19 protein-coding genes and 1 riboswitch are annotated in these 25,260 nt (G+C 37.8%); of the genes, 14 read left to right on the top strand and 5 right to left on the bottom strand.

The genetic code is table 11. The features are described from left to right. Positions 1-138: 138 nt before the first annotated feature. Positions 139-1,116 (bottom strand): Gfo/Idh/MocA family protein, encoded by a 978-nt coding sequence (locus ACTHN6_RS17095; protein WP_440436994.1) that lies wholly within the window; start codon positions 1,114-1,116, stop codon positions 139-141. A gap of 21 nt (positions 1,117-1,137) precedes the next feature. Further along, entirely contained in the window at positions 1,138-2,619 is a 1,482-nt protein-coding gene (locus ACTHN6_RS17090; RefSeq protein WP_440436993.1) for an alpha-amylase, read from the bottom strand. A gap of 140 nt (positions 2,620-2,759) precedes the next feature. Between ACTHN6_RS17090 and ACTHN6_RS17085 the strand changes: the two genes are divergently transcribed. The 5 genes from ACTHN6_RS17085 to ACTHN6_RS17065 all read left to right on the top strand — a co-directional run bounded on the left by ACTHN6_RS17085 (position 2,760) and on the right by ACTHN6_RS17065 (position 8,645). Continuing rightward, positions 2,760-3,224, top strand: coding sequence for a hypothetical protein (locus ACTHN6_RS17085; RefSeq protein WP_440436992.1), 465 nt, complete (start codon positions 2,760-2,762; stop codon positions 3,222-3,224). A gap of 72 nt (positions 3,225-3,296) precedes the next feature. Further along, on the top strand, positions 3,297-4,070 hold the full coding sequence (gene ku, locus ACTHN6_RS17080) for a non-homologous end joining protein Ku (RefSeq protein WP_440436991.1): 774 nt from the start codon (positions 3,297-3,299) through the stop codon (positions 4,068-4,070). Positions 4,071-4,309: 239 nt separating this feature from the next. Then, positions 4,310-4,423: riboswitch (SAM riboswitch) on the top strand. A gap of 427 nt (positions 4,424-4,850) precedes the next feature. Next, positions 4,851-6,158 carry an O-acetylhomoserine aminocarboxypropyltransferase/cysteine synthase family protein gene (locus tag ACTHN6_RS17075; RefSeq protein ID WP_440436990.1) on the top strand — a complete coding sequence of 436 codons (1,308 nt, stop codon included), beginning with the start codon at positions 4,851-4,853 and terminating at the stop codon, positions 6,156-6,158. Between the two features lie 123 nt (positions 6,159-6,281). Continuing rightward, on the top strand, positions 6,282-7,328 hold the full coding sequence (locus ACTHN6_RS17070) for a homoserine O-acetyltransferase family protein (RefSeq protein ID WP_440436989.1): 1,047 nt from the start codon (positions 6,282-6,284) through the stop codon (positions 7,326-7,328). A 39-nt stretch (positions 7,329-7,367) separates the two neighbouring features. Continuing rightward, positions 7,368-8,645 carry a homoserine dehydrogenase gene (locus ACTHN6_RS17065; protein WP_440436988.1) on the top strand — a complete coding sequence of 426 codons (1,278 nt, stop codon included), beginning with the start codon at positions 7,368-7,370 and terminating at the stop codon, positions 8,643-8,645. Between the two features lie 5 nt (positions 8,646-8,650). Here ACTHN6_RS17065 and ACTHN6_RS17060 read toward each other — a convergent pair whose 3' ends face one another. Further along, positions 8,651-10,276: an energy transducer TonB gene (locus ACTHN6_RS17060; protein ID WP_440436987.1), complete on the bottom strand. Its 1,626-nt coding sequence runs from the start codon at positions 10,274-10,276 to the stop codon at positions 8,651-8,653. 471 nt (positions 10,277-10,747) lie between these two features. Here ACTHN6_RS17060 and dnaA point away from each other — a divergent pair, with 471 nt between their 5' ends. Then, positions 10,748-12,178: a chromosomal replication initiator protein DnaA gene (dnaA, locus tag ACTHN6_RS17055; protein WP_440436986.1), complete on the top strand. Its 1,431-nt coding sequence runs from the start codon at positions 10,748-10,750 to the stop codon at positions 12,176-12,178. 76 nt (positions 12,179-12,254) lie between these two features. Here dnaA and ACTHN6_RS17050 read toward each other — a convergent pair whose 3' ends face one another. Together ACTHN6_RS17050 and ACTHN6_RS17045 are read right to left on the bottom strand one after the other, a co-directional pair. Next, positions 12,255-12,719, bottom strand: coding sequence for a GNAT family N-acetyltransferase (locus ACTHN6_RS17050; protein ID WP_440436985.1), 465 nt, complete (start codon positions 12,717-12,719; stop codon positions 12,255-12,257). After that, positions 12,706-13,302 carry a pseudouridine synthase gene (locus ACTHN6_RS17045; protein WP_440436984.1) on the bottom strand — a complete coding sequence of 199 codons (597 nt, stop codon included), beginning with the start codon at positions 13,300-13,302 and terminating at the stop codon, positions 12,706-12,708. The genes ACTHN6_RS17050 and ACTHN6_RS17045 overlap by 14 nt, the downstream gene beginning before the upstream one ends. Positions 13,303-13,594: 292 nt before the next feature. Here ACTHN6_RS17045 and lpxD point away from each other — a divergent pair, with 292 nt between their 5' ends. The 8 genes from lpxD (at position 13,595) to ACTHN6_RS17005 (ending at position 25,176) form a co-directional block, all read left to right on the top strand. Next, the gene (gene lpxD, locus ACTHN6_RS17040) at positions 13,595-14,554 is read left to right on the top strand and encodes a UDP-3-O-(3-hydroxymyristoyl)glucosamine N-acyltransferase (RefSeq protein ID WP_440436983.1); all 960 of its coding nucleotides are present in this window, start codon (positions 13,595-13,597) and stop codon (positions 14,552-14,554) included. 101 nt (positions 14,555-14,655) lie between these two features. Then, complete coding sequence (locus tag ACTHN6_RS17035) at positions 14,656-14,991, top strand: hypothetical protein (RefSeq protein WP_440436982.1); 336 nt, start codon at positions 14,656-14,658, stop codon at positions 14,989-14,991. A gap of 68 nt (positions 14,992-15,059) precedes the next feature. Then, complete coding sequence (locus ACTHN6_RS17030) at positions 15,060-17,456, top strand: TonB-dependent receptor (protein WP_440436981.1); 2,397 nt, start codon at positions 15,060-15,062, stop codon at positions 17,454-17,456. A gap of 253 nt (positions 17,457-17,709) precedes the next feature. Beyond that, positions 17,710-19,179: a RapZ C-terminal domain-containing protein gene (locus tag ACTHN6_RS17025; RefSeq protein WP_440436980.1), complete on the top strand. Its 1,470-nt coding sequence runs from the start codon at positions 17,710-17,712 to the stop codon at positions 19,177-19,179. Next, on the top strand, positions 19,176-19,892 hold the full coding sequence (locus ACTHN6_RS17020) for a nucleotidyltransferase family protein (RefSeq protein WP_440436979.1): 717 nt from the start codon (positions 19,176-19,178) through the stop codon (positions 19,890-19,892). Before ACTHN6_RS17025 ends, ACTHN6_RS17020 begins: the two co-directional genes overlap by 4 nt. Before the next feature lie 196 nt (positions 19,893-20,088). Continuing rightward, the gene (locus ACTHN6_RS17015) at positions 20,089-22,542 is read left to right on the top strand and encodes an SLBB domain-containing protein (protein ID WP_440436978.1); all 2,454 of its coding nucleotides are present in this window, start codon (positions 20,089-20,091) and stop codon (positions 22,540-22,542) included. A 38-nt stretch (positions 22,543-22,580) separates the two neighbouring features. Further along, entirely contained in the window at positions 22,581-23,624 is a 1,044-nt protein-coding gene (locus ACTHN6_RS17010; protein ID WP_440436977.1) for a Wzz/FepE/Etk N-terminal domain-containing protein, read from the top strand. 115 nt (positions 23,625-23,739) lie between these two features. Beyond that, a complete protein-coding gene (locus ACTHN6_RS17005) occupies positions 23,740-25,176 on the top strand; it encodes an oligosaccharide flippase family protein (protein ID WP_440436976.1) in 1,437 nt (478 codons plus the stop codon). Positions 25,177-25,260 lie beyond the last annotated feature (84 nt).

Here is a 25,260-nt window from a genome sequence, read left to right as displayed (position 1 = left end):
ACAAATATCTAAATAATAACTGATAAAAAGCTTCGTGCCAGGATTATTTTTATGGAAATTACTCCGGCTGAAGCTTCTTAACTATAAGTATTGGCTTAAGCGGGTTTTGAGTGCCTCAAATAAAAATCAGGAAATTTATTATTGATCATGCGGGTAAATAATATTAAGCTGTGAACGCACTTCGTCCATAATTTTCACAACGTCAAGGCTAGCTTTATGGGGAATAATACTGCTTTCAATTTTATTGCTGCCTAAACATTTAATTACATTTTCTATTTCAAACTGAAAACCCCTCCCCTCCCATGACGGATAGTGTTCCCGGGCCGGGGCATTAAGAATGCGAACATCAATTCGTTCGGGATGTTCGGTCCAGGGCCTTTTTACACGCAACGTTCCCTTGCTTCCATAAATCCATGCATTGTTTTGCGTTTGCGTAATGATGGAAGATTCAAGCATAGCATATTTCCCGTCATTATATTGCAGTGTAATACCACAGGTTTCATCAATATGTGATTCGTTTACTTTTCCGCAGGCAAAAATTTTATCAGGATTGCCCAGCAAAAGATAACTTAGATAAATTGTATAAACACCCACATCAAGCAAAGAACCGCCGCCAAGCTCGGGATTGAAAAAGCGGTTGGTTTTATCTTTCTCTGCTATAAAACTCATATCTGCATGTAAATGCAGTATTTCACCTATCGCTTTTGATTGAATAATATCAAAAAGAAATTGAAAGCTTGGCAGAAAACGTGTCCACAAACCTTCCATTAAAAATGTGTTATGCTTTTTTGATGCTTCAATAAGCCCGCTTACCTGTTTCTCATTTATAGCAAGCGGCTTCTCGCATAAAACCGGTATTTTATTTTCAAGGCAAAACAGTGCCTGGTCGTAATGCATTGGATGTGGCGTTGCAATATAAACGGCATGCGGCCTTTGCGTTAGTAAATCATTTATATCTTTTATTGCAAAGCCACCGTGTTTATCTGCAAATGCTTTTGCATCTGCGTATGTATGGCCAAGTACGGCGCCCACTTCGCATGGCTCGCCTTTAACATATTGCAGATCGTTTACAAATTCCCTGGCAATATTTCCAGGGCCGATTATTCCCCATTTCATAGATTATATTTCAATTGATATTTATTTTATGGATTCAAGCGCTTCTTCTTTAATCCATATACTTACGTTTCGTGATTTAACCGGGAAAATACCTATGCCATCGTTGTTTGTAACAACGGCATCTGCAAAGCTTTCCGTTATATCAATAAATTTCCTGTTCGCATTCAGGCCACTTAAATTCATTTCTTTAAATCCATCATCCCCGTTTGATAGCACCACTACAAAACCTGCATTCCGGTTTTGCTCTGTGCCCGAAACAAACCAGCTTATACAATTGGGATGATCGAAATAATCATGCTGTTCGCCTTCAAATAAATTCTTTCGTATCATCAGCATTTTATACAGATTCGGAACGGGTGCAAGATGTATATCGTTGCCATCTACATTATAGGAGGCACCATAGTAACTTGGATAAAACACACAGGGAATGCCTTCCTGCCTCAATAATATCAGGGCATTGGCATGCGGCTTAAACCAGAAATCAACAAAAGATTCCAATGACTGTGCCGGCTGCGTATCGTGGTTATCAACAAACGTTACAGCGCTTTGCGAACGTGTTTGCAACAAGGTATCGTTAAATATATCAGGCAGGTTAAAATCTTTGCCCTGCCGGGACGCATCGAAGAAGTTACGGTGCAAAGGCACATCAAAAAGCTGCACCCGGTTTTCCATTACATCAAGGTATTCATGCAGGTATTTAAGATCGTTGCTCCAGAATTCCGCAACCGTAAAAAAATCTTTTTGAAATGTTTCTTTAAGATAATCGAGCCATTCTTTATAAAAAACAGGCGAAATATGTTTTACTGCATCAAGGCGCAGGCTATCTATATAGCAGGTTTCAATAAACCATTTGCCCCAGTATTTCAGTTCAGCGGTAACATTAGGATTTCTGAATTCTATATCAGCGCCAAGCAGGTAATCAAAATTGCCAAATTCATCGCCAACCACATCATCCCATAAATCACCATAACCATTAATGATTTTGTAAATACATTTTTCATTGTCACTGGAACATTCATCTACGCCGGTGAAGGCATGGAAATCCCAAACAAATTCAGAATACTTTTTATTACGCCCGGGGAAATAATATTTTGTATTAATGTCTTTCTCAAAGGGTTCTGAAATAACTTTATTACGATCCTGGTAGTCAACCTTTATAACATTCACTTTTTCGGTTTCATCGGCGCCATTTTTATGATTAAGTACAATATCGCCCATGACGCTCAGGTTATGTTTGTGTAAAGTTTTTACCGCATTGATAAATTGTTTTTTAGTTCCATACCTGGTTTTCACCGAGCCTTTCTGATCAAATTCACCAAGATCAAAAAGATCGTAAACGTCGTAACCCACGCCGTCTGCACCGGCAGAGGATTTATAGGGAGGCGGAAGCCATACATCTGAAATCCCGAGCCATTCAAGGTGACGCGCCTGTTGCATCACCTCCTTCCACAGCCTTCCTTTTGGGTAATACCAATGAAAAAACTGAAAAATTGTTTTACGCATATAATTGAAATAAATTAAGTAATTTTAGTTCCCTTCGGCAGTTTGGAAAAAGTTCTGAGAATTTAATCATTTGCTAAAATCATACCACTAGTAAGGGCATATAATTTGCGGCATTTCTTAAACAATTAAAAACGATTGTTATGCTATTTGTGACGGTTACCCCAAATGAAGCAGCGCATTATTCTTACATCTGCATGCGTTTAAAAAACATGGTAAATAAAATGTGCGAAGCGCGCAAAACCCTTGAAGCTACAGCCAATGCCAGCTTTGATAAATCGTTTGCCAAATGCATGTATATGCTTACATCAGAGTCGTTGCAGTGTGAAAATGAAATCCGCTCTCACATTGATTCTATGATATGCAATGACAATGAAGACGAACACCATGTTGAAAATAAAAAACTGATGCCCGTGAAGAAACTTTCCAGCGTTGAAAGTGTTTGCGATTTCTTTGAAGAAGTGTATTTAAAATCATACAGGAAATTATTGAGAGATAAAAAGTTCGGGGCATCGCTTAAAAGCCTCATACGAAACCATCTGCAACAATTTACGGCAAGCCTTATGCAAATGCGTTTGTTTAACGATGTAAAAACGATGTCTTATTAAATTTTATTGGGGGAAGACTTCCCCATTTCAAATATCAGGCACAATATTTTCACCGTTTTCGAAAAAATAAATATGAGATCTTTATGGAGCGGCTCAATAAGTTTTGGGCTTGTAAATATTCCCATTAAATTATATAGTGCCATACAATCTGGCAGCCTTGACCTTGATATGCTTGACAAAAAAGATCATTCCAACATCCAGTTTAAAAGAGTGAATGAGAAAACAGGAAAGGAAGTTGGCTGGGATAACATCGTGAAAGGTTACAAAGTAGATAACCAGTATGTGATACTAACTGATGAGGATTTTAAAAAAGCCAGCCCCGAAAAAACAAAAACAATTGACATAACGGAATTTGTAAAAACGGAAGAAGTTTCACCCATTTATTATGATTCAGCCTATTATATAGAGCCTGAAAAAAATGGTGCTAAAGCTTATGTATTATTACGCGATTCACTTGTAAAAGCAAAAAAGGCAGCAATAGGCAGTTTTGTTTTGCGCAATAAAGAAAATCTCTGCCTTATATCACCCTCAGACAATATATTGGTATTGCATAAAATCCGTTTTGCAGAAGAGATAAGAAGTACGGAGGATATAAAAGTACCTGCTTCAAAAGTGAGTACCGCCGAGATAAACATGGCTATAAAACTCATTGACCAGCTTAGCAGCAAATTTGATATATCGGATTTTAAAGATACTTACACGGAGACTTTGCTGAAGTTTATAAAAGCCAAGGCAAAAGGTAAAAAATTCACGACACCCAAAATGCGTGTAGTGCATTCCGGTTCAAAAGACCTCATGTCTGAATTGAAAGCCAGCCTTTCGCATACAAAACGCAAGGCATCATAAGGAACGATAAGTATTTGAGTTAATAAAAAATATCGTCGCCAACTATCGGTCTGACGCTTGTTCAAGTGGTAAAATGGATTAAGCGATTTCCTGAAGCGTCTGACCGTTATTCACAATCAATCTCAGTTAAATAATTTAACCAGCTTCTTAAAAAAGAATTAGTATTTCCAACACTTTCATAACAAAATAAATTATACCGGTCTTTCCAAAGCTTTATACATTTGCACCCGGTTCTTTATAACTTATCAAGAAAGGCAGAGGGAATGGCCCGATGAAGCCTTGGCAACCACTCCGGCTGATGCCGGAAAAAGGTGCCAACTCCAACTCCAATTTAAAATTGGGAGAGATAAGTCAGGATTAATGCTCGTAAAATATCTTCAACAATATTCAAAGCGCTTCTGACTGGTCAGGGGCGCTTTTCTGTTTATTGCACCTGTAGTTACAAAGAATTCTATAATACAACGTTTGCGAAAACGCATAATGTAAAACCGTGGGTTAATTAGCTTAACAATGAATTTAAAAATTTTTTAAGTGACAAATAAAAATCTCAAGTACATTTGCAGTGCATTTTTACACAGCATGTTACAAAAACAGCAAAATATTAATACCATCATTACTACACAGGCTACCATGTGTATTTGTTGTATTTGCTGTTGTATGCCGCAAGGCATAACTATATAATCCCCTCGCCGGGCTTCGCCCGTTTTTTATTGAAAATTCCTCTCTTACAAACAAGCAAAAGCTTAAGCATTTATTAATTCCTTATACAAAAAACTTTTTATGAGCTATCGTTTTGAAACACTTCAATTACATGCCGGCCAGCAAATTGATCCCACTACAAAATCACGCGCTGTGCCTATTTATCAAACTACTTCTTTTGGATTTGACAACACCGAACATGCTGCCAATCTTTTTGGTTTAAAACAATTCGGCAATATTTATACGCGTATCATGAACCCTACCACGGATGTGCTGGAACAGCGTATTGCTGCATTGGAAGGCGGTACAGCAGGCCTTGCAGTTGCCTCAGGCCAGGCATCACAATTTATTGCGCTCAATAATATTTTACAGGCAGGCGACAATTTTGTTTCGACCTCTTATTTATATGGCGGCACTTACAACCAGTTTAAGGTATCATTTAAAAGACTGGGTATTGATGCCCGCTTTGCTGATAGTGATGACCCGGAAAACTTTAAAAAGCATATTGATAAAAACACAAAAGCTATTTACCTGGAAACTGTAGGCAATCCACGTTTGAATGTGCCTGACTTTGAAAAATTTGCCGCCATAGCAAAAGAATATGATCTGCCTTTGGTGGTTGACAATACATTCGGCGCTGCCGGTTATTTATTCAGGCCGATTGAGCATGGGGCAAACGTAGTGGTAGCTGCGGCAACCAAATGGATTGGCGGCCATGGCACCAGCATTGGCGGTGTAATTGTTGACGGCGGCAATTATAACTGGGGCAATGGGAAGTTCCCTCAGTTCTCAGAACCAAGCGAAGGCTATCATGGTTTAAACTTCTGGGAAACTTTTGGTAAAGGCAATCCGCTCGGGTTACCCAATATTGCTTTCGCTATACGCGCAAGGGTTGAAGGTTTAAGGGATTTTGGTCCGGCACTCAGCCCGTTTAATTCGTTTTTGTTTTTACAGGGTGTAGAAACTTTAAGCCTGCGTGTAGAACGTACTGTTGAAAATGCACTGGCATTGGCGCAGTGGCTTGAACAGCATCCGAATGTAGAATTTGTTTGGTACCCCGGTTTGGAAAGTAGTCCTTATCACACGCTGGCAAAAAAATACCTGCCAAAAGGCGCCGGCGGCGTTCTTCAATTTGGTATAAAAGGCGGTATTGAAAATGGCAGCAAGTTTATTGATTCATTAAAACTCGTCAGCCATCTTGCAAATATGGGCGATGCTAAAACACTGGCCATTCACCCGGCATCTACCACGCATGAACAGTTAACAGAAGAAGAAAGAACATCTGCGGGCGTTTTACCAAACCTGGTACGCATAAGTGTGGGCATAGAACATATTGATGATATTAAAGCAGATTTTGAACAGGCGTTCAAAGCTGTTTTTTCAAAATAGTTGTGTTGTAATTTTTATATGAAGACTTAAATATTCACGGCTTAAAATGTTCACAAGTTTGCAGCGCTTTATTAACCTGTGAACTTGTGAGCGTCGTGAATACTTAATCAAAAAAAAGAGAAAGTGTCAAAAACGTTTACCTGTAACAAACCATTTAAGCTGGAAAGCGGTGTTGTATTAAACGGCTTTCATCTTGCCTATACCACGCATGGAAAAATGAATGCAGACAAGAGTAATGTGGTTTGGATATTTCATGCATTAACCGCCAACAGCGATCCTGCTGAATGGTGGGGCGGTCTTGTGGGCAACGATAAGTTCTTCGACCCAAAAAAATATTTTATTGTTTGTGTAAATATGCCGGGCAGTTGCTATGGCAGCATCAATGCATTTGATATAAACCCTGCAACCAATAATTCATGGTATCATACATTTCCCTGGTTTACCACGAGGGACATGGTGCGTGCTTATCAACACTTAAAAAATCATTTGGGTATTTCTAAAATCCATATCGGCATTGGCGGCAGTATGGGCGGCCAGCAATTGCTGGAATGGAGCATAGAAGAACCGGAATTGTTTCAATATATTATTCCTATTGCTACTAATGCATTTCATTCTGCATGGGGTGTAGCATTTAATGCATCGCAGCGTTTTGCAATTGAAAATGATGTTACCTGGAAAGAACAGCATGTTGACGCAGGATTGGAAGGCATGAAAACAGCGCGTTCAATTGCTCTGCTTTCTTACAGGAGTTATGATACCTATAAACTCACACAAAAAATAACATCAGATGATTTGTACAGCAGGGAACGCAGTTCAGAAAGTTACCAGCAATACCAGGGCGAAAAATTAGCTAAACGCTTTAATGCATTTAGCTATTATTTTTTAAGCAAGGGGATGGATAGCCATAATGTTGGGCGCGGCCGTGAAAGTGCAGTTAAAGCACTGGAACAGATTAAAGCAAAGGCATTGGTTATCGGCATTTCAAGCGATTTGCTTTTTCCGCCAACGGAACAGGAATTTATTGCGGCACATATTCCTTATGCTGAGTTCAGGGAAATACATTCACCTTACGGGCATGACGGATTTTTATTAGAATATGAGCAAATAGAAGAAGCCATTAAAACATTCTTATATAATAAAGTGGAAGAAGAAGCATTGGTAACAGTATAAGCAATGAATAAACGATTTAAACAATCAATAACTATATATATGGGCAAGGCAATTAACAACAATGGAAAATATCATAAGAAGCTAACGATAGGTTTATTTGGTTTTGGTGTGGTAGGCGAAGGTTTATATAAAGCGCTTCAGCAAACATCTTCTTTAAATGCAACAATAAAAAAGGTTTGTATTAAACATCCCGGCAAAAAAAGAAATGCGCCGGAAGAATTGTTTACAACAGATAAAGATGAATTGCTGAACGATGAAGAAATAAATGTAATTGTTGAAGTGATAAATGAAAGCGAACCGGCTTTTGAAATTGTTTCAACAGCTTTATTAAACGGTAAACATGTCGTAAGCGCCAGTAAAAAAATGATAGCGGAACATCTTCCCAAGTTATTGGAACTGCAAAAACAAACTGGTAAATCCTTTTTATGTGAAGCCGCAGCCTGCGCTTCCATTCCCGTTATAAGAAACCTGGAAGAATATTATGATAATGATCTACTGCATTCATTAAAAGCAATTGTAAACGGCTCCACCAATTTTATTCTTACAAAAATGTTTGAAGAGAGCCTGAGCTTTAAAGATGCATTATTGCTGGCACAACAATTAGGTTTTGCGGAAAGCGATCCTACGTTAGATGTGGATGGATGGGATGCCGTTAATAAATGGTCTATCTTATTGGCACACGCGTATGGCATAGTTGAACATCCGGATAATATTGTTTTCAGCGGTATTCAAAACATACAATCAGGCGATGCGCTGGTAGCCAAAGAAAAACATTACGACATTAAACTCGTAGCCCAGGCAAAGAAGTTATTAAATGGAAAAGTAGCTGCCTTTGTTTTACCACAGTTTGTAAAAGCGGATGATCATTTATCGTTTGTAAAAAATGAATACAATGGCGTTGTTCTTGAAAGCTCTTTTGCTGATAAACAATTCTTTTATGGCAAGGGTGCGGGCAGCTTTCCCACGGCTTCTGCTGTGCTGAGCGATATATCTGCATTGCGTTATAATTACAGATATGAATATAAAAAACTATATCACCATATTGTTCCTGAACTAAGCGAAGATTTTTATATAAAAGCTTATGTAAGCTTCGATGACTGGCAATATATTCCCAAGGAAAAATTTGAATGGATTGAAGAATGGCATGCTGAGGCAGAACGTAAATATCTCGTTGGCGTTTTGCCTTTCACTGAATTAAAAAATAATAACTGGTGGAGGGAAAATAATACTTCGCTTATCTTATCACCCGAACCGGTTATTGAAGATGTGGAAATAAGAAGATTAAAAAAGAAGAGTTTGGAACTGGCAGGGATTTAAAGTTTCTACCCACCGGAAACCACGAAAACAATATTTTGTTTTTGGCGGTATTTTACATTTTTTCCATCTCTGATGGCAGGTATCCACCTGGGCATTCTTTTCATAACCCGTACAGCTTCTTCTGCTGTTCCGTAACCTGGATCATTTTCTGCATGCACATCTGAAATGCTGCCGTCAGCATTAACCAGGAAACTAATTGTAACAGTATAATGGCCGTTTGGAACCCCATGCTGTTTAGCTACTCGTACATTGAGATTTCTCTCCAGGTAACGCAGCCATGCGTTGTTACCGCCAGGAAACTTCGCCAGTATTTGGACTTCGGTGTCCAGCATCTGTTCCGCAAGATAGTTACGAAGCTCATTTGCCTTTATTGAATCAGCTTTATATACAACATAATTTACGCGGATTGAATCGCTTTTAAGAGTGTCAATAAGCATAGCCAATTTAAAGGCTACATTTTTCATCACTTTTTCACCCCTGTCTTCATAAGGTGCCAGGTCTGCCAACCGTGAAAAATAGTAATGCATATAATTAACTTCTTTTTTTGGAAGACCTGAACTGAAGGCAGCGTGTATAACATAACCAAACGTATCAACAGTTAAAACGATATCACCTTCTATTTTTGGAAAGACCGTTTCCTTCGAATTTAGAAAAACACGATGCAAATAAATTTGCGCAGTATTATTATTAAGGGGGGCAAGCATATTTCCAATGTAAAATTGTTTAAATGAACTATTAAGTATAACGTTTTTTATTATATAAAAAAAGGCTTTATCATTATCAGAAGGCTGCTGTGCTTTAAATTGAATGAAAGGTGTTTCATTATTGAGTAAAAAGTTTATCAGCTTATCATCGGAGTTCCTGTCAAACCCAAAAACAATGCTTAAATGATAGAATTTATCAACTTTATCAAGATTTCTGTCCGTAAGGTTTAGCAGCGTTAACGGTTTGTTCAGCACATGATAATTTAAAACCATATTTCTTTCATTTGCTCTGATAAACCTGCCATCTTTGAATATTTCTGTATAAACGGCTTCATATTTCGTGGACGTAAAACTTGAATATTTAAAAGTTCCGTTTTTCATGTGATTTTTTACTTCACCTTCTACTATGTATGTTGCCGAAACCGGGAAAATATTTGGCAAATCCTTTTGGACGTCAAAAGAAAATCTTCCGTTACCATCTTTCAATAAAGTATCGCCATTGTTATTTATAATAAGTTCCGGGGTAAAATCTGTTGAGCTGTTGCATATATAGTGCACCACCATTCTTCCAAGGTTATCATAATACAACCAATCCCCCTTCATCTCATTGTCTTTGTATAATCCATTTTTAACCAGTTCCCCGTTTTTATTATAAAAAATAAAAGCCCCGTTTTTCTTACCATCATTACTATAATGTCCTTTCATTTCTAATTTCCCATTTATAAAATAATCTTCCACGTCGCCTTTATAAAAAATTGATTTCTCCTTGTTTAATGTACATACCCGGTAATATTCCGCAACAGGTTTTTCACATATTGACCAATTCTGATCAAAATAAATCGTATCCTTTTTTTCCTGAGAGAGTGCAGTGCAGCAATACAAAAGCGATATTATAAATAAGAGCAAGGGTTTGCGTTTTATAAACATGAATGCAGGTATTAAAAATTGAAATTCGTGAAAAATTTTAAATCCCTGATAACTTCAAAACTTTGTTCCATAAATAATTTATCAACATAATTTTCATCAAACATAAGCTGTATAAGGCTTTCAGAAAAAAGGTTCATGCATAAAAAAACATGAGCCCTTTTTATATTTAAAATTTCTTTTTTATTACACTTTTTTTATCAAAAAAACAAAGGGAAATTTTTTTTAAATCGCATTTAAAAAACATCAACGTGCTGATGTTATTCATTTATAAATATTTGCGCTTCCAAAATTATTTTTAGCGAGGCTCAAGTAAAAAAAATGCGCTTAAAAAAATTTTTTTTTCAACATATTAGTCTTGATATTCGTCCTCCTGTCCCCAAAGAAATTTCGTTATGAAAATCATGAAATTTTTTTTGGGATTTTTTATCAGTTGAACAGAATCTACTAACTCAAATAATGTTTGAAATTGCTATGAATAAAACCGCAGAAAAAGTATGGGAAAATTGTTTAAAGATTATAAAAGATATAGTAGAGTGGCAGCATTTTAAAACATGGTTTGAACCAATCAACCCTCTTGAATTAAATGGCAATGTTTTATTAATTGAAGTTCCAAGTCAATTCTTTTTTGAGTACCTTGAAGAGCATTATGTAACACTTCTTGCAAAAACACTTAAACGTGAGCTTGGTAAAACTGCAAGGCTTGAATACCGCATTTTAGTTGACAGTGGCAGTAAAGGAAAGAACGGCAGCATGGATGTGCCTGCCGGTAATATAAAATTTTATAACAATAACGAAATGAGCTTTCCTCTTGTAATAAATGATGAGGTTAAAAACCCTTTCGTCATTCCGGGCATAAAGAAAATGCAGATTGACCCGCAGCTCAATTCTGCTTATGTTTTCGATTCATTCATTGAGGGTGATTGTAACCGTGTGGCGCGCCGTGCAGGCAAAACTGTTGCTGAAAAACCCGGCGCAAGTTCATTTAATCCGTTGGTTATATACGGCGGTGTGGGCTTGGGTAAAACACACCTTGGCCAGTCAATAGGCAATGAAGTAAAGCGCCTGCACCCGCACAAGATTGTTTTATATGTAAGCAGTGAAAAATTTATTAACCAGTTCCAGGATCACAGCCGCAATAATGCCATCAACGATTTTATTCATTTTTATCAGTTAATAGATGTTTTAATTATTGATGATGTGCAGTTCTTTGCCAAAGCTGAAAAATCGCAGGACGCACTTTTTGCCATCTTTAATCATTTGCATCAAAGCGGTAAACAACTGGTGCTTACATCTGATAAGCCGCCCAAGGACCTTGATGGCATGCAGGAGCGTTTATTAAGCCGTTTCCGCTGGGGTTTAAGTGCTGATCTGCAGGTGCCTGATTATGAAACACGCATTGAAATCCTTGAGCGTAAAATGAAGAATGATGGCCTTGAATTACCAAAGGATGTTGTAAAATACGTGGCGTATAATATCAGTAATAATGTACGCGAACTGGAGGGCGCCATGATTTCTTTGCTGGCCCAGTCTTCACTTAATAAAAGGGAAATAGATCTCGACCTGGCCAAGAAAGTACTGCGTAATTTTATACGGACCAGCAGCAAGGAAATTACGATTGACGCCATTCAGAAAATGGTTTGTGAATTCTTTGCAGTACCTTATGATAAGCTGCTGCAGAAAACTCGCAAACGCGAAATTGTACAGGCAAGACAAATAACCATGTACCTTGCAAAAGCCTTCACTAAAAACTCCTTAAAAACTATTGGCGAACATTTTGGTGGCAGAGACCACACAACTGTTATACACAGTTGCCAGACTGTAAAAGACCTTATGGATACAGATAGCTTGTTCCGCGAAAACGTAGTAGAGCTTACACAAAAGGTACAGCTTGCTGCCATGTAAGCTCCAGAAATAATTCTTATGACAGCTAAAGCAAAGCAAGAGCGTCCGGATTTAAAAATTCAGGACGCCTTTTCGTTTATGCATTCTCCATATTCTTATAAACATCGGGATTATGCCGCATCATAAAACGATAAACATAATCATCAGGCACTTTAGTCCACCCAAACTGCTCATATAAACCATGCGCATCGTTTGTGGTAAGCAGCCATCTTCTTAAATTCTGCAATTCAGGATGCGCGTGAATTGCTTTCATCAGCCACTTGGATAATCCTTTGCCTCTAAATTCATTAATAATAAACACATCGGCCAGATAGGCAAACGTGGCTTTATCTGTTATTAATCTTGCAAAGCCAATTTGCACATCCTTATAAAACAATCCAAAGCATAAAGAATTTTTAATTGCTTTCTCAATTATATGCATGGGAACACTTTGCGCCCAATAAGATTCTTTTGAAAGAAACTGATGTATAACGTTAACATCAAGTTTGGAAACATCTGTTGTGATCGAATACATTTCATCCCGCACTTCATATACTTCCATGAAACAGTTTTTTATAAATTGATTTTTTAGAAAGCTCTATTATCGTACCCGGCTTCATATCATTTAAAGTAATGTCTTCAATTCGATAACGGATTAAACGCAGTGTTGGAAAACCAACTTTCGCCGTCATTTTTCTTACCTGCCTGTTCTTGCCTTCGCGTAAAATTATTTTTATCCATGATGTTGGGATGTTTGCACGATAGCGAACGGGCGGTACACGTTCAGCAACTGCAGGCGCCTCATCAAATATAATTACACCGCTTGTTTTTGTTTGATGCAATGAAGATTTTATATTGAGCTGCAATCCTTGCTGCATCTGTGTTATAGCTTCATCTGTAATTTCTCCGTCAAGCTGAACCCAGTATTCCCTTTCATGTTCAAATGCCGGATTCAATAACCGGTGATTAAGCTTTGTATCGTTGGTTAATATCAATAAACCTTCACTGTCTTCATCTAACCTGCCAACAGGATAAACGCTTTTTGGAACAGTAAAATAATCAGCTAATGTTTTTTTATTATCAATTGATGAAGTGAATTGAGATAAAGTTTTATATGGCTTATATATGATAAAGTAGCGAAACATAACAATAAAAAATCCCCCGACTTATCGGGGGACCTTGTATATATATGGGTTAGTAAGTAACTGGGAAATAAATTTCCCGACACAATATTAGATATAGTTTTTACTTGCACAAAAAAATTTTCAAACAATTTTATGCACAATTTTTTTTATTGATGTGAATTGCTTTAAATAAAAAACAAAAATCAAAAATCAAAAAGTAAATTTTCATAGCTTAAAATGAATTTATAAAACTTATAAACATGCAGTAAGCCATATACTACAACTTAACTTTGCTGCATAAAATATTTAATCAATGAAGTTTCCCCAACCTGTTTCTTTAAATGAGATTGCAGAGCTGATAAACGCTGAAATAGTTGGCGACGCTGCATCACAGGCTTATGGTATTAATGAAATTCATAAAGTAGAAGAGGGCGATTTGTGTTTCGTTGATCATCCAAAATATTATGAGGCAAGCTTAAACAGCGCGGCAACGCATATCATCATCAATACAAAAGATGTAACCGTACCAGCCGGAAAAAATTTGCTTGTTACCCAGGAACCATTCGAAGCCTATTTAAAAATTGTAAATCATTTCCGGCCACTCAATCCCGCAAAAAAATTGCAAAACGAAAACGCAGTTATAGGCGAAGGCACAGTTATAATGCCAAATGTATTTATTGGTAAAGATGTAAAGATTGGTAGTAACTGTGTTATTTATCCCAATGTTACTTTAATGGATTATACAGAGATTGGCAATAACGCTATTATTCAGTCCGGAACAGTAATAGGCAGCGATGCTTTTTATTATAATACAAAAAAGGAACGCGAGGTGTGGTATAAGAAAATGCAGAGTTGTGGTAATGTTATTATCGAAGATAATGTTGAGATTGGCGCTAACTGCACGATAGACAGAGGTGTTACCGCTTCAACCCGCATAGGCAAAGGAACAAAGATGGATAACCTTGTGCATATTGGCCATGATACAAATGTTGGCCGCAATTGTTTATTCGCTGCGCAGGTGGGCATTGCAGGCGCCTCCGTTATTGAAGATGGCGTTGTGCTGTGGGGACAGGTTGGTGTAAGTAAAACATTAAACATTGGTGCTAATGCGGTGGTGTTTGCACAAAGCGGCGTTCCTTCTTCACTTGATGGTGATAAAACCTATTTTGGAACGCCTGCTATTGATGCGCAAACCAAGCGGAAAGAACTTGTATGGATAAAGCGCATTCCTGAAATGTGGGAAAAATTGAAAGAGCTTACAGCAGATAAATGAGACCGTTAATATTTATAAGTATAATGCTGTTAAAGAAATTTAACCATAATTAAAATTTGCAACATTGTTGTAATTTATAAGTTGTTTTACTTTTGCCTGCGATGAATTTATTACATGCATCATATTTCAAAAAAACAAGCGCAATTCTTTTTCTTACGCTGTTTGTGCTGGTGCATGCTGTAAAGGCATTACATACACATGAAATTTCTTTAGCCTGCCATCATCATCAGCCCGATAACAGCGATGCTGATGTAAAAGCAGACTTCTCCTGCAGCATATGCGACTTCCATCTTACACAAGACAACGATGCTGTTGTAAGCAAGATTGAAATTATAACACCTGAACACCGTATTACTGCTTTTTATTACTATTTATTACCTGCATATAGTTCCATTGTTGAAAGTTCATCCGGAACAGATCCTCCATCTTTTGCTTAAGTGTTTTTTTGATTAACAATTTTAATTATCAGGATTGATGCATTAAATCAATCTTTAAAACTTAAGCAATGTCTTATTTAAAATACGGGTTACTATATACAATATTAATATTAAGTGCCTTCTCCTTTTGCAACGCACAAAAAACAACTTCGCTTTCCGGGAAAATTACCGATTCCAAAACCGGCGCCGCTTTGCCAGGTGCATCTATCCTTATTCATGATATAAATAAAGGTGTTATTTCCAAACAGGATGGCACCTACCAGGTAAATAATATTCCGCCTGGTAAGTACCTGGTGGAAGTTTCTTACATTGGTTTTTCTACCAATGCCCAGATGATTGATTTAAGAAGTTCCGTTCAAAAAGATTTTATATTAAATGAAACAGCAGTAGAAAATGAAACCGTAACGGTAACCGGTGTTTCATCAGCCACATTAATTAAACAAAATCCGCAGCCGGTAAGTGTTGTGAAGCGACAGGACCTTGTAAATACCACCGCTACCAATGCTATTGATGTACTAACTAAATTAGTACCGGGTGTAAACGCTGTTACAACCGGGCCGGCCATTTCAAAACCGTTTATACGCGGCCTGGGCTATAATAGGGTGCTCACTATAAATGATAACATTCCGCAGGAAGGCCAGCAATGGGGCGATGAACATGGAATTGAAATTGATGATTACAGTGTTCAGCGCGTGGAAGTATTAAAAGGGCCTGCTTCTTTAATGTATGGAAGCGATGCATTGGCTGGTGTGATTAATATACAGTCACAGGTGCCTGTACCGGAAGGAACAATCAAGGCAAACTTTTTAAGTGAATATCAAACCAATAATGCATTACGTGGTTTTTATGGCAACATCGCCGGTACAAAAAATGGTTTTAGCTGGAATGCTTACGGTTCTTACAAAGGCGCACAGGATTATAAGAATAAATATGATGGTTATGTCTTCAATTCAAAATTTTATAACAAGAATTTTGGCGGCATGATTGGTTATCGCGGCAATTGGGGCTACAGCCATTTGCTTGTGAGCAATTTCGATCAGCATATTGGTATGGTTGAAGGCGACCGCGATGAAGCTACGGGGCAGTTTGTAAAAACATTGCCCGGCGGTGCAGAAGCTATTGCAACGAATGATGATTTTAAAACAACATCAATGGAAATTCCTTTTCAACACATTCGCCATTTTAAAGTTACAGGTGATAATAACTTTAAGGTTGGTGCAAGTAATGTGGATGTTGTTGTTGGGTACCAGCATAACCAGCGCCAGGAGTTTGGCAATCCTGATGATGCATCAACACCTAATGCATGGTTCAATCTTCAAACCGTTAATTATGCTGTGCGCTGGCATTTGCCGTATAATAATAACTGGCGCACGAGCTTTGGCGTAACAGGCATGTATCAAACCAATGAAAATAAAGCAGAAGAGGTTTTAATTCCCGATTATAATTTGTTTGATATTGGCGGTTTTGCTTTCACACAATATACAAAAGACAAACTAACAGTAAGCGGCGGCCTAAGATACGATACAAGGCATGCCGTTGGAGATGCCATGCAGGAAAATGGCGAAACTAAATTCGTGGCCTTTCATAAAAATTATTCAAACATTTCAGGCAGCGCAGGCCTGAGTTATGAAATATCAAAAACGCTTGCTTTTAAAGCCAATATTGCACGTGGCTTCAGGGCGCCGAATTTTGCAGAGCTTTCGAGCAATGGCGCACACGAGGGCACCAACCGTTATGAAGTGGGTAATCCTGATTTAAAATCCGAAACGAGTTTGCAGGGGGATGCAGGTATTGAATTGACCACGGAACACGTTTCACTCGATGCAAGTTTGTTCTACAATCACATTCATAATTTTATTTTCTATGAACGCATGCAAAATGCTTCAGGCGGCGATTCTTTAATTGTTGATCCCGAAAGCGGCGATGAACTGCAGGTATTTAAATTTGCGCAGCAAACGGCTCATTTATACGGTGCTGAATTCAGCCTCGACATACATCCGCATCCTTTGGACTGGCTGCATTTCAAGAATACATTTTCTTATGCCCGCGGGCAGTTTTCAAAAGCTATTGATGGATCAGATAATATTCCTTTTGTACCATCGGCGCGCTTAATCACTTCACTTGCCGTGGATGTTTTACGCAAGGGCAATTTCATCCGTAACATTACTGCAGGAATTGAAAGCGATTATAATTTTGCACAGAACGATCCTTTCACCGGTTATAACACAGAAACTGCAACACCCGGTTACTGGCTAATGGGTGCACATGTTTCAGCAGATATTGCCCGTAAAGGCAAAACTATTTGCACCCTTAGCATTACAGGTGAAAACCTTGGGGACATTGCCTATCAGAATAATTTAAGCCGCTTTAAGTATCTCGCTGTTAATAATGTTACAGGCAGGCAAGGAGTGTTCAATATGGGCAGGAATTTTGGTATAAAATTAAATGTGCCACTGAGCTTTTAATAAGCAATTCGTTCTTTTATGATTTAGTTCCAGGCCGTGCTATGATCTATTCTTGCCGGCCTTTTTTCAACAAAAAAGCAATACATTTTCCAAATTCATAACTTCATTTTCTTAACAATTTTAAGATTACATTTACCGCCCTAAAAAAATAAAAGTACCTGCCAATGAAACGCCCATGTAGAATATATTTTTCAAGCAGGGGAATGTACAACAGGACGTTACATGAAACCATTGAAAAAACAGACTTGCACCAATGAAAATACTAATCGATAAAATATGGGAATTGTGTGAAGCTTATCTTAAGCAGGCTCCGGAACACATTGAACAACTACCACGCAGCGGCAGCGACAGGATTTATTTCCGTATCTTTTTTAGCGATAAAACCTATATCGCCACCTATAATCTTAATATAAAAGAAAACAAAACCTTTATAGCTTTCAGCAAACATTTCAGAGACAAGCAACTGCCTGTGCCCGAAATTTATTTTGTAAATGATGAGCAGACAACTTATATACAGGAAGACCTTGGCACAGTTTGCCTGCTTGATATGTTGGAAAAGCATGGCTACACCGACTATACTTTTCGTTTATACAAAGAAAGCCTGAAACAACTGGCCCATGTGCAGATTGCAGGCGATAAAGACATGGATTATGATTTATGCTTAACAGCAAAAGAATTTGGCCGGCAGGCTATTTTAAGCGACCTGTTATATTTTAAATATTATTTTCTCGATACCCTTCAGTTGCCATATGATAAGCAGGCAATGCTGGATGATTTTGACGCATTGGCAACATATCTTACTAAAACGGAATATAAATATTTTATGTTCCGCGATTTTCAAAGCCGTAATATTATTATTAATAATGACGAGGTTCATTTCATAGATTTCCAGGGCGGCATGAAAGGCGCTCTCCAGTATGATGTTGCAAGTTTATTATGGCAGGCAAAAGCCAACCTCAGCGATGAATGGAAAGAACAGCTGCTGAAATATTATCTTAACGTTATTGATGAATTGCTTTCCAGGCCTATTGACCGGCAGGTTTTTGTTGGTCAATATAATGGCTATGTTTTGATACGCATGCTGCAGGTGCTGGGCGCTTACGGTTTCAGGGGCTTGTTTGAACGCAAAGCGCATTTTCTAACCAGCATTCCCATAGCTTTAAAAAACCTTAAGAACTTTTTGCAAAACAGTCATGTGGGCATTAGTACTTCCGAATTAACCCGCATGCTTGATGCGATCACATCGCCGGAAATTATAACCAATTTTGAACCATTCCAGGCAGACCAGCATACGCCGCTTGTTGTAACTATTAATAGCTTCTCTTATAAAAAAGGAATTCCGCAGGATGAAAGCGGCAACGGCGGCGGTTTTGTATTTGATTGCCGTGGCCTGCTGAACCCGGGCCGATTTGAAGAATATAAAACGCTTACGGGCCAGCATAAAAAAGTTACCGATTTTCTTGAACAAAGAACACGCATGAACGAGTTTTTAAACGGCATATATGATGTGGTTGATATTTCGGTGGAGGATTTTATTAAGCGTGGGTTCAGTAACCTTATGATAAATTTCGGCTGCACCGGCGGCCAGCACCGCAGCGTGTATGCTGCCGAACAAACTGCCAAACATCTTGTTGCAAAATACAAGGTAAAAGTGCGGGTAACACATTTGAATGAATGTAACTGGGTAAAAGAAATTTCAACCAAACAAACGGAAATTGCATGAAGGCAATGTTGCTCGCAGCCGGTTTCGGTACAAGACTAAAACCATTTACAGAACATCATCCAAAAGCGCTGGCGGAAGTAAACGGCAAATCTTTATTGCAACACAATATTGAATACCTGCGGCAGTTTGGTATATATGATGTGGTGGTAAACGTGCATCATTTTGCCGAACAAATTATCCAGGCTATAAAAAATAATGATGGCTGGGGAAGCCGCGTAAGCGTTTCAGATGAAACAGACGCCATACTCGAAACCGGCGGTGGTTTAAGAAGGGCAGCATGGTTTTTTAAAGATGAAGAAGATTTTGTACTGATGAATGTTGACGTGCTTACAGATTTACATTTGGATGAAATGATAGCCTTTCATAAAAAAAATAAACCGCTGGCAACACTAGCAACCACCAACCGTGAAACGTCGCGGTACTTTTTATTTAATGAAGCAGGTATTTTGTGCGGCTGGAAAAACATAAAGACCGGCGAAGAAAAAGTCATGCGGCATGAAAATAATTTAATATCGGAGGCTTTTAGCGGCTTACATATCATCAGCACAAAAATATTTCCGTTAATGCAACCACCTGAAATAAAGTTTTCCATGGTTGATGTGTATTTATCATTATGCGCCAGCCATTCAATCCTTTCCTATAACCATTCCGGCTCAAAATTTATAGATGTGGGCAGGCCCGAAAGCCTGCAGAAAGCCCAGGTTCTCTTCTAAGTATAATTTCAAATTAGTTAAAGATTTTAACTGGGCAACAAACAGCTCTAAAATTGTTATATTTGCCGCCATATTTTTTGAATTATTAATGAGCCCTCAATTTTTAAAATAGAACCTTCTTAAGCTTGAAGGTTTTTTTATTTTAGTGTGACTCAGGGGGCGAAGCCATATATTTACATCAGAACATTATAGTATAATGTATAAAAAATCAATACTCCGGCTGTTAAGCCTGGCTTTATTTTTTTTATGTCTCACATTTACAGCACAAAGCCAGGATTTATTACGGGGCACGGACTTAAGTACGGTTAAAGTAGATAAGCTGTCTGATGCTGACATTTTAAAACTGAAAAAGCAGCTAGAAACCTCAGGCTTAACGCAACAGCAGGCGGAACAACTGGCCATTTCCAAGGGAATGCCGGTAAGTGAAGTTCAGAAATTGCGGTCACGCCTGTTGCAGCTAAATACAACAAATCCAAGTCAGAATAATAATATTCAAAGAAATCAGCCTGACACCCAGCTTACGCAAAACCTTCAGGATACAACCATAAATCAATATTACGATACAACTGAACATAAGCCATTAATTGACCCACGCATTTTTGGCGCAGAGCTTTTTAATAATCCAACATTAAACTTTCAACCTAATATACCTGTTGCAACCCCGGTTAATTATATTATTGGGCCTAACGATCAGCTTAATGTTAATGTGTACGGCGTTCAGGAAGCAAGCATGCAATTAAATGTTTCTCCTGAAGGGAATATTCTCATTCCAAATGTTGGCCAGGTGCAGGTAGCAGGTTTAAGCATAGAAAATGCCACACAAAAAATAAGCAGCTTAATGGGCCGTACGGCTTACTCAACGTTGCGCTCCGGAGGCTCAAAACTTAGTATAACTGTAGGCCAGATAAAAAGTATAAGCATAACGGTAATTGGCAGCAATAAGCCAGGTAATTATACAGTGCCTTCATTGGCCACAGCTTTTAATGCATTGTTCGTGGCAGGTGGCCCGGCAGAATTTGGCAGTTTCAGGAGTATTGAATTGATCAGGAGTAATAAGTTGTATAGAACGATAGACCTCTATCGATTTCTTGTTAATGGCGATGCAAGCGATAATATAACGCTGCAAAATAATGATGTAATAAGAATCCCAACTTATAAAACAAGGGTGATTATTGATGGCTATGTAAAACGTCCCGGTATTTTTGAAATGCTGCCTGGCGAAACAATGAGCGATCTGCTTACCTATGCTTCCGGTTTTACGGACAGTGCTTATAAGGCATCTGTAAAAATTGTTCAGTTTACCGGAAGGGAACTCGGCGTAAAAGATGTGAGCGCAGCCAACTTTAATTCCTACCAGATGCAGGGCGGCGACAGCGTAATTGTAAGCAGAATATTAAACAGGTATGGTAACCGGATTTCGCTCACAGGCGCTGTTTTCCGGGAAGGAATTTATGAGCTGACAGATGGGATGACATTAAGGGATTTAATTAATAAAGCGGATGGATTACGTGAAGATGCATTTACACAGCGTGCCCAGATATTCCGTTTAAAGCCGGATTTTACAAAAGAGCTGCTTTCCTTCAATCCATCTGATACGCTGGCTGAAAAGGCTATCTTATTAAAGCGTGAAGACTCGGTTGTTATCAATTCCATCTTCGATTTAAGGGACCAGTATTTTGTATCTGTTTTGGGTGAAGTAAGAAATCCTGGTTATTATGATTTTCGCGACAGCCTTTCTTTAAAAGATGTTATCCTTCAGGCCGGCGGTTTCACCGATGCTGCTTTCCCGCAACGTATAGAAGTGGCACGGTTGATAAGAAGGGATTCACTAACGGCGCAGGATGTGAGGGCGAGCACTATTATAGAAGTAAATAATATAGATGATATTTCTGCAGCCAATAATAATGTGTTTCTGCAGCCATCCGATATTGTAACCATCAAGCGTAAGCCAGGTTTTATTGCATTTCAATCGGTTAAGGTTTCCGGTCAGTTGCAATATCCGGGACCTTATGTTTTGGAAAAACGGGAAGAGCGTGTGAGCGATCTTATAAAACGCGCTGGCGGCTTTACACCAGAGGCTTATCTTGACGGCGCTTATATAAAGCGGTATAACTTTAGTGATCAAACGGCACAAGCTAAACAACAAGTCATTTCCAACATTCAGCAACAGCTGGATGATTCAACGATTTTACAACAGCAGCAAGTTGCCCAAAAACAATCGGACCAATTGCCCCTGGATATAAAAGAAATATTGTCTCATCCCGGTTCTCCGGAAGATGTGGTGCTAATGGCCGGGGATGAATTAATTATTCCTAAATATAATGCACAGGTAAGGATAAGCGGCAGTGTATTATTCCCCACACAAATACCGTATAATAAAAGGTACAACGTAAATGATTATGTAGCTGCTGCCGGTGGTGTTTCTGAAAACGGCAAAAAGAGCAGGACTTATGTGGTATATGCCAATGGCAAAGCTGCTGCAAAGAGAGGGTTCTTGTTTTTTAAAAGTACACCGGAAGTTAGGCCAGGGGCGGAGGTAATTGTGCCGATGAAGGAAGAAAAACGAAGATTATCACCGGGTGAGTTTATAGGCATTGCAAGTGCTTTGGCTTCATTGGCGGGAGTGGTGATAGCGATATTGAGGAATTGATAATTAATAAACGAATAGCGCTTAATTGAGCAATAGTAATGGAAAATAACGAAGAGGTTACTGTAAAAGATATTTTTAAACAAATAAAAAAAATTGTTCGATTTCTTTTTTCGAAATGGCTAATTATTGCAATAGTTGGAGTTTTAAGTGGGCTGATCGGATTGATATACGCATCAATTGCAGAATCAGAATATAAAGCAAGAATTAATTTTGTTCTTTCAACAAATTCGTCATCTGGGGGAAATTTGATGGGGCTTGCTAACCAGTTTGGAATTAGCTTTGGAAATGACAATAATGATGTTTTCTCAGGCGACAATATTATTACATTGATGAAGTCAAGACGAATGGTGCAGCAGGCTTTATTCTCAAAACCAATTGAGAGTAATGAAATCCTTTTAAACATTTTAATCAGGAATAATAAACTGAATGAAGCCTGGCAAAAAGATGAAAAATTAAGAAAAGCGTATCCGTTTCCAGATGATCCTTTACGAATGACTTTAATACAAGATAGTTTATTCAGGACTATTTATAACATTGTACAAAATGAAATGCTTGACGTCTCAAAACCTGATAAAGCCCAAAGCATTTATGCAGTTACAACCACCTCGAAAAACCCGGAATTCTCTTTTTACCTTACTAAATATCTTGTAGCAGTAACTTCAGCTTTTTATATTGATACCAAAACCAGCATAGCCAAAGAAAATTTAAACATGCTAAAAAAAGAAGCAGATAGTTTAAGGGATGTTTTAGGTAGTGCAATTACAGCTGTTGGAGCAGAAACTGACCAAGCCTTTAATTTAAATCCGGCTTATCAGGTGCGAAGGGCAGGCGCTCAACAAAATCAAGCAAAAGCTGCCGCTTTGGGGCAAGCTTATGGGCAGGTGCTGCAGAACCTTGAACTGGCAAAAATTACACTGCAAAAAGAAACTCCTCTTTACCAGGTAATTGATGAGCCTACTTTACCTTTAGAAGCAAATAAACCCGGACGACTATCCTCAATTATAATTGGTGGGCTTATCGGCGCATTTTTTACGGTTGTTTTTCTTATTTTGAAAAAAACATTTAATTACTTACAGCATTAAATTTATCTCTATTGTTGTAAAAATTTTTGAACAAATGGTTTCAATAGGAACAAGCAGGATGCTAAAAACTGCTTAACAGTTTAATTAAAACAATACTTATCCTGCTACAATATTAATGTCCTTTAGAAAACTCTTTTTTAAAAATATCCTTATAACGGGGGGATATAGTTACTTAAGTCAAATAATTAGTTTTTTTGCGAGTTTTATTACTTCCCGTTTATTACTTCCGTCAGACTTCGGTTTAGTAGGATTGATTACAGTATTCTCCGGTTTTATAACAGTATTTTCTGATAGCGGTATTTCAATGGCGATAATACGTTCTGACTATAGAGATACATTTTATAGAGGTTTGAATGCTGTATCTATCGCCACAGGATTACTATTGTGCATAATTACACTTTTATTAATTTATCCTATTTCATTATTTTATAACTCTTCGCAATTAATATTGCCTGGCATAGCTATTGCGTTTTTATTCATTTTTCGATCTCTAAGTATAGTGCCGCTAGCGGTGCTTCAGAAACAACTGCAATTTGCCTTTATTGGAAAAACCGTGTTCTATAGTACAGTTGTTGCTACGCTCAGCACCATTTGTTTAGCCTATGTAGGATTTACATATTGGTCTTTAATATGGTCCCAATATGTAAACATCTTTATTGTAATTGGTTTGGTTTACCATAAAACTAATATTAAAATTTCATTGATTAAAAAGCCTGTTCTCTTTAAATCCTTTTATCTGGCACGAAAACTAATTGGTAGTTTGATGGGTTTTAATGCTGTTAATTATTGGGCGAGAAATACCGACAATCTTATTGTTGGAAAGTTTTATGGAACAAATGAACTTGGTGTTTATAACAGAGCATACCTAATGCTACAATTACCGCTTAATTTGGTAACGGGTCTCTTTAATTCGGTTTTATTTCCAAGCCTTGTAAAATTTAAAAAGGAAGGCGGAGACGTACAACAAGAGTATTATATTATTTTAAAAGTGATTTCCATCATAGCCTTTCCTATTGCATTGATATTAATACTATTTCCCAAAGGGTTTGTTTCAATTTTATGGGGAAATAATTGGAATGAAGTTTCACAGTTGCTCCCCTATTTCGGGCTACTCATATTAACCCAAACATTATTATCTACTGTAGGGAGTATCATGGTAATGGAAAAAATGGAAAGACTTTTAATGTTTGCAGGTTGGCTAAGTTCAGGATTTATTATAGCAGGCATAATATATGGGGCTACTATATCTTTAACCGCTATTGCTGCGTTTTATGCATTAGCCTTCATTTGCTTAACATTACCTTTATATATTTTATATGTTTTTAAATATAAAATGAAATTCAAATCAGGTTTTTTAATTTTTTGGTTATCTAAATTAATATTATCAATTGTAATATGGATTGGCATTTACAATTCTCTTGCCTACATGCTTTTTGGTGGATTAATATTTTGGCTTTTAATCATTATAATAGAAACGCGTCCCGAATTAACTAAGTTAATGCAGCACTTAAAAGTACTTTACTTAAATAGGAAATTTAAAACTGGAACTTAAAGCAATATCCTATACGAATTATTTTTTTTATACTGATAGGCCTTAGAAGCCTTTGAAAACATCTATTACCTTCCCTGCTAACCT

The sequence above is a fragment of the Parafilimonas sp. genome, assembly GCF_051953455.1.
In the GTDB taxonomy this organism is placed as follows: Bacteria; Bacteroidota; Bacteroidia; order Chitinophagales; family Chitinophagaceae; genus Parafilimonas.
This window is presented reverse-complemented; position numbering and strand designations above follow the sequence as displayed.

Bases quoted from the DNA above. Each gene is read 5' to 3' on its own strand.
- ACTHN6_RS17045 (WP_440436984.1), bottom strand. From the start codon at position 13,302: ATGTTTCGCTACTTTATCATATATAAGCCATATAAAACTTTATCTCAA.
- ACTHN6_RS17030 (WP_440436981.1), top strand. From the start codon at position 15,060: ATGTCTTATTTAAAATACGGGTTACTATATACAATATTAATATTAAGT.
- ACTHN6_RS17025 (WP_440436980.1), top strand. From the start codon at position 17,710: ATGAAAATACTAATCGATAAAATATGGGAATTGTGTGAAGCTTATCTT.
- ACTHN6_RS17095 (WP_440436994.1), bottom strand. From the start codon at position 1,116: ATGAAATGGGGAATAATCGGCCCTGGAAATATTGCCAGGGAATTTGTA.
- ACTHN6_RS17065 (WP_440436988.1), top strand. From the start codon at position 7,368: ATGGGCAAGGCAATTAACAACAATGGAAAATATCATAAGAAGCTAACG.
- ACTHN6_RS17085 (WP_440436992.1), top strand. From the start codon at position 2,760: ATGCTATTTGTGACGGTTACCCCAAATGAAGCAGCGCATTATTCTTAC.
- ACTHN6_RS17075 (WP_440436990.1), top strand. From the start codon at position 4,851: ATGAGCTATCGTTTTGAAACACTTCAATTACATGCCGGCCAGCAAATT.
- ACTHN6_RS17015 (WP_440436978.1), top strand. From the start codon at position 20,089: ATGTATAAAAAATCAATACTCCGGCTGTTAAGCCTGGCTTTATTTTTT.
- dnaA (WP_440436986.1), top strand. From the start codon at position 10,748: ATGAATAAAACCGCAGAAAAAGTATGGGAAAATTGTTTAAAGATTATA.
- ACTHN6_RS17090 (WP_440436993.1), bottom strand. From the start codon at position 2,619: ATGCGTAAAACAATTTTTCAGTTTTTTCATTGGTATTACCCAAAAGGA.
- ACTHN6_RS17010 (WP_440436977.1), top strand. From the start codon at position 22,581: ATGGAAAATAACGAAGAGGTTACTGTAAAAGATATTTTTAAACAAATA.
- ACTHN6_RS17035 (WP_440436982.1), top strand. From the start codon at position 14,656: ATGAATTTATTACATGCATCATATTTCAAAAAAACAAGCGCAATTCTT.
- lpxD (WP_440436983.1), top strand. From the start codon at position 13,595: ATGAAGTTTCCCCAACCTGTTTCTTTAAATGAGATTGCAGAGCTGATA.
- ku (WP_440436991.1), top strand. From the start codon at position 3,297: ATGAGATCTTTATGGAGCGGCTCAATAAGTTTTGGGCTTGTAAATATT.
- ACTHN6_RS17005 (WP_440436976.1), top strand. From the start codon at position 23,740: ATGTCCTTTAGAAAACTCTTTTTTAAAAATATCCTTATAACGGGGGGA.
- ACTHN6_RS17020 (WP_440436979.1), top strand. From the start codon at position 19,176: ATGAAGGCAATGTTGCTCGCAGCCGGTTTCGGTACAAGACTAAAACCA.
- ACTHN6_RS17050 (WP_440436985.1), bottom strand. From the start codon at position 12,719: ATGGAAGTATATGAAGTGCGGGATGAAATGTATTCGATCACAACAGAT.
- ACTHN6_RS17060 (WP_440436987.1), bottom strand. From the start codon at position 10,276: ATGTTTATAAAACGCAAACCCTTGCTCTTATTTATAATATCGCTTTTG.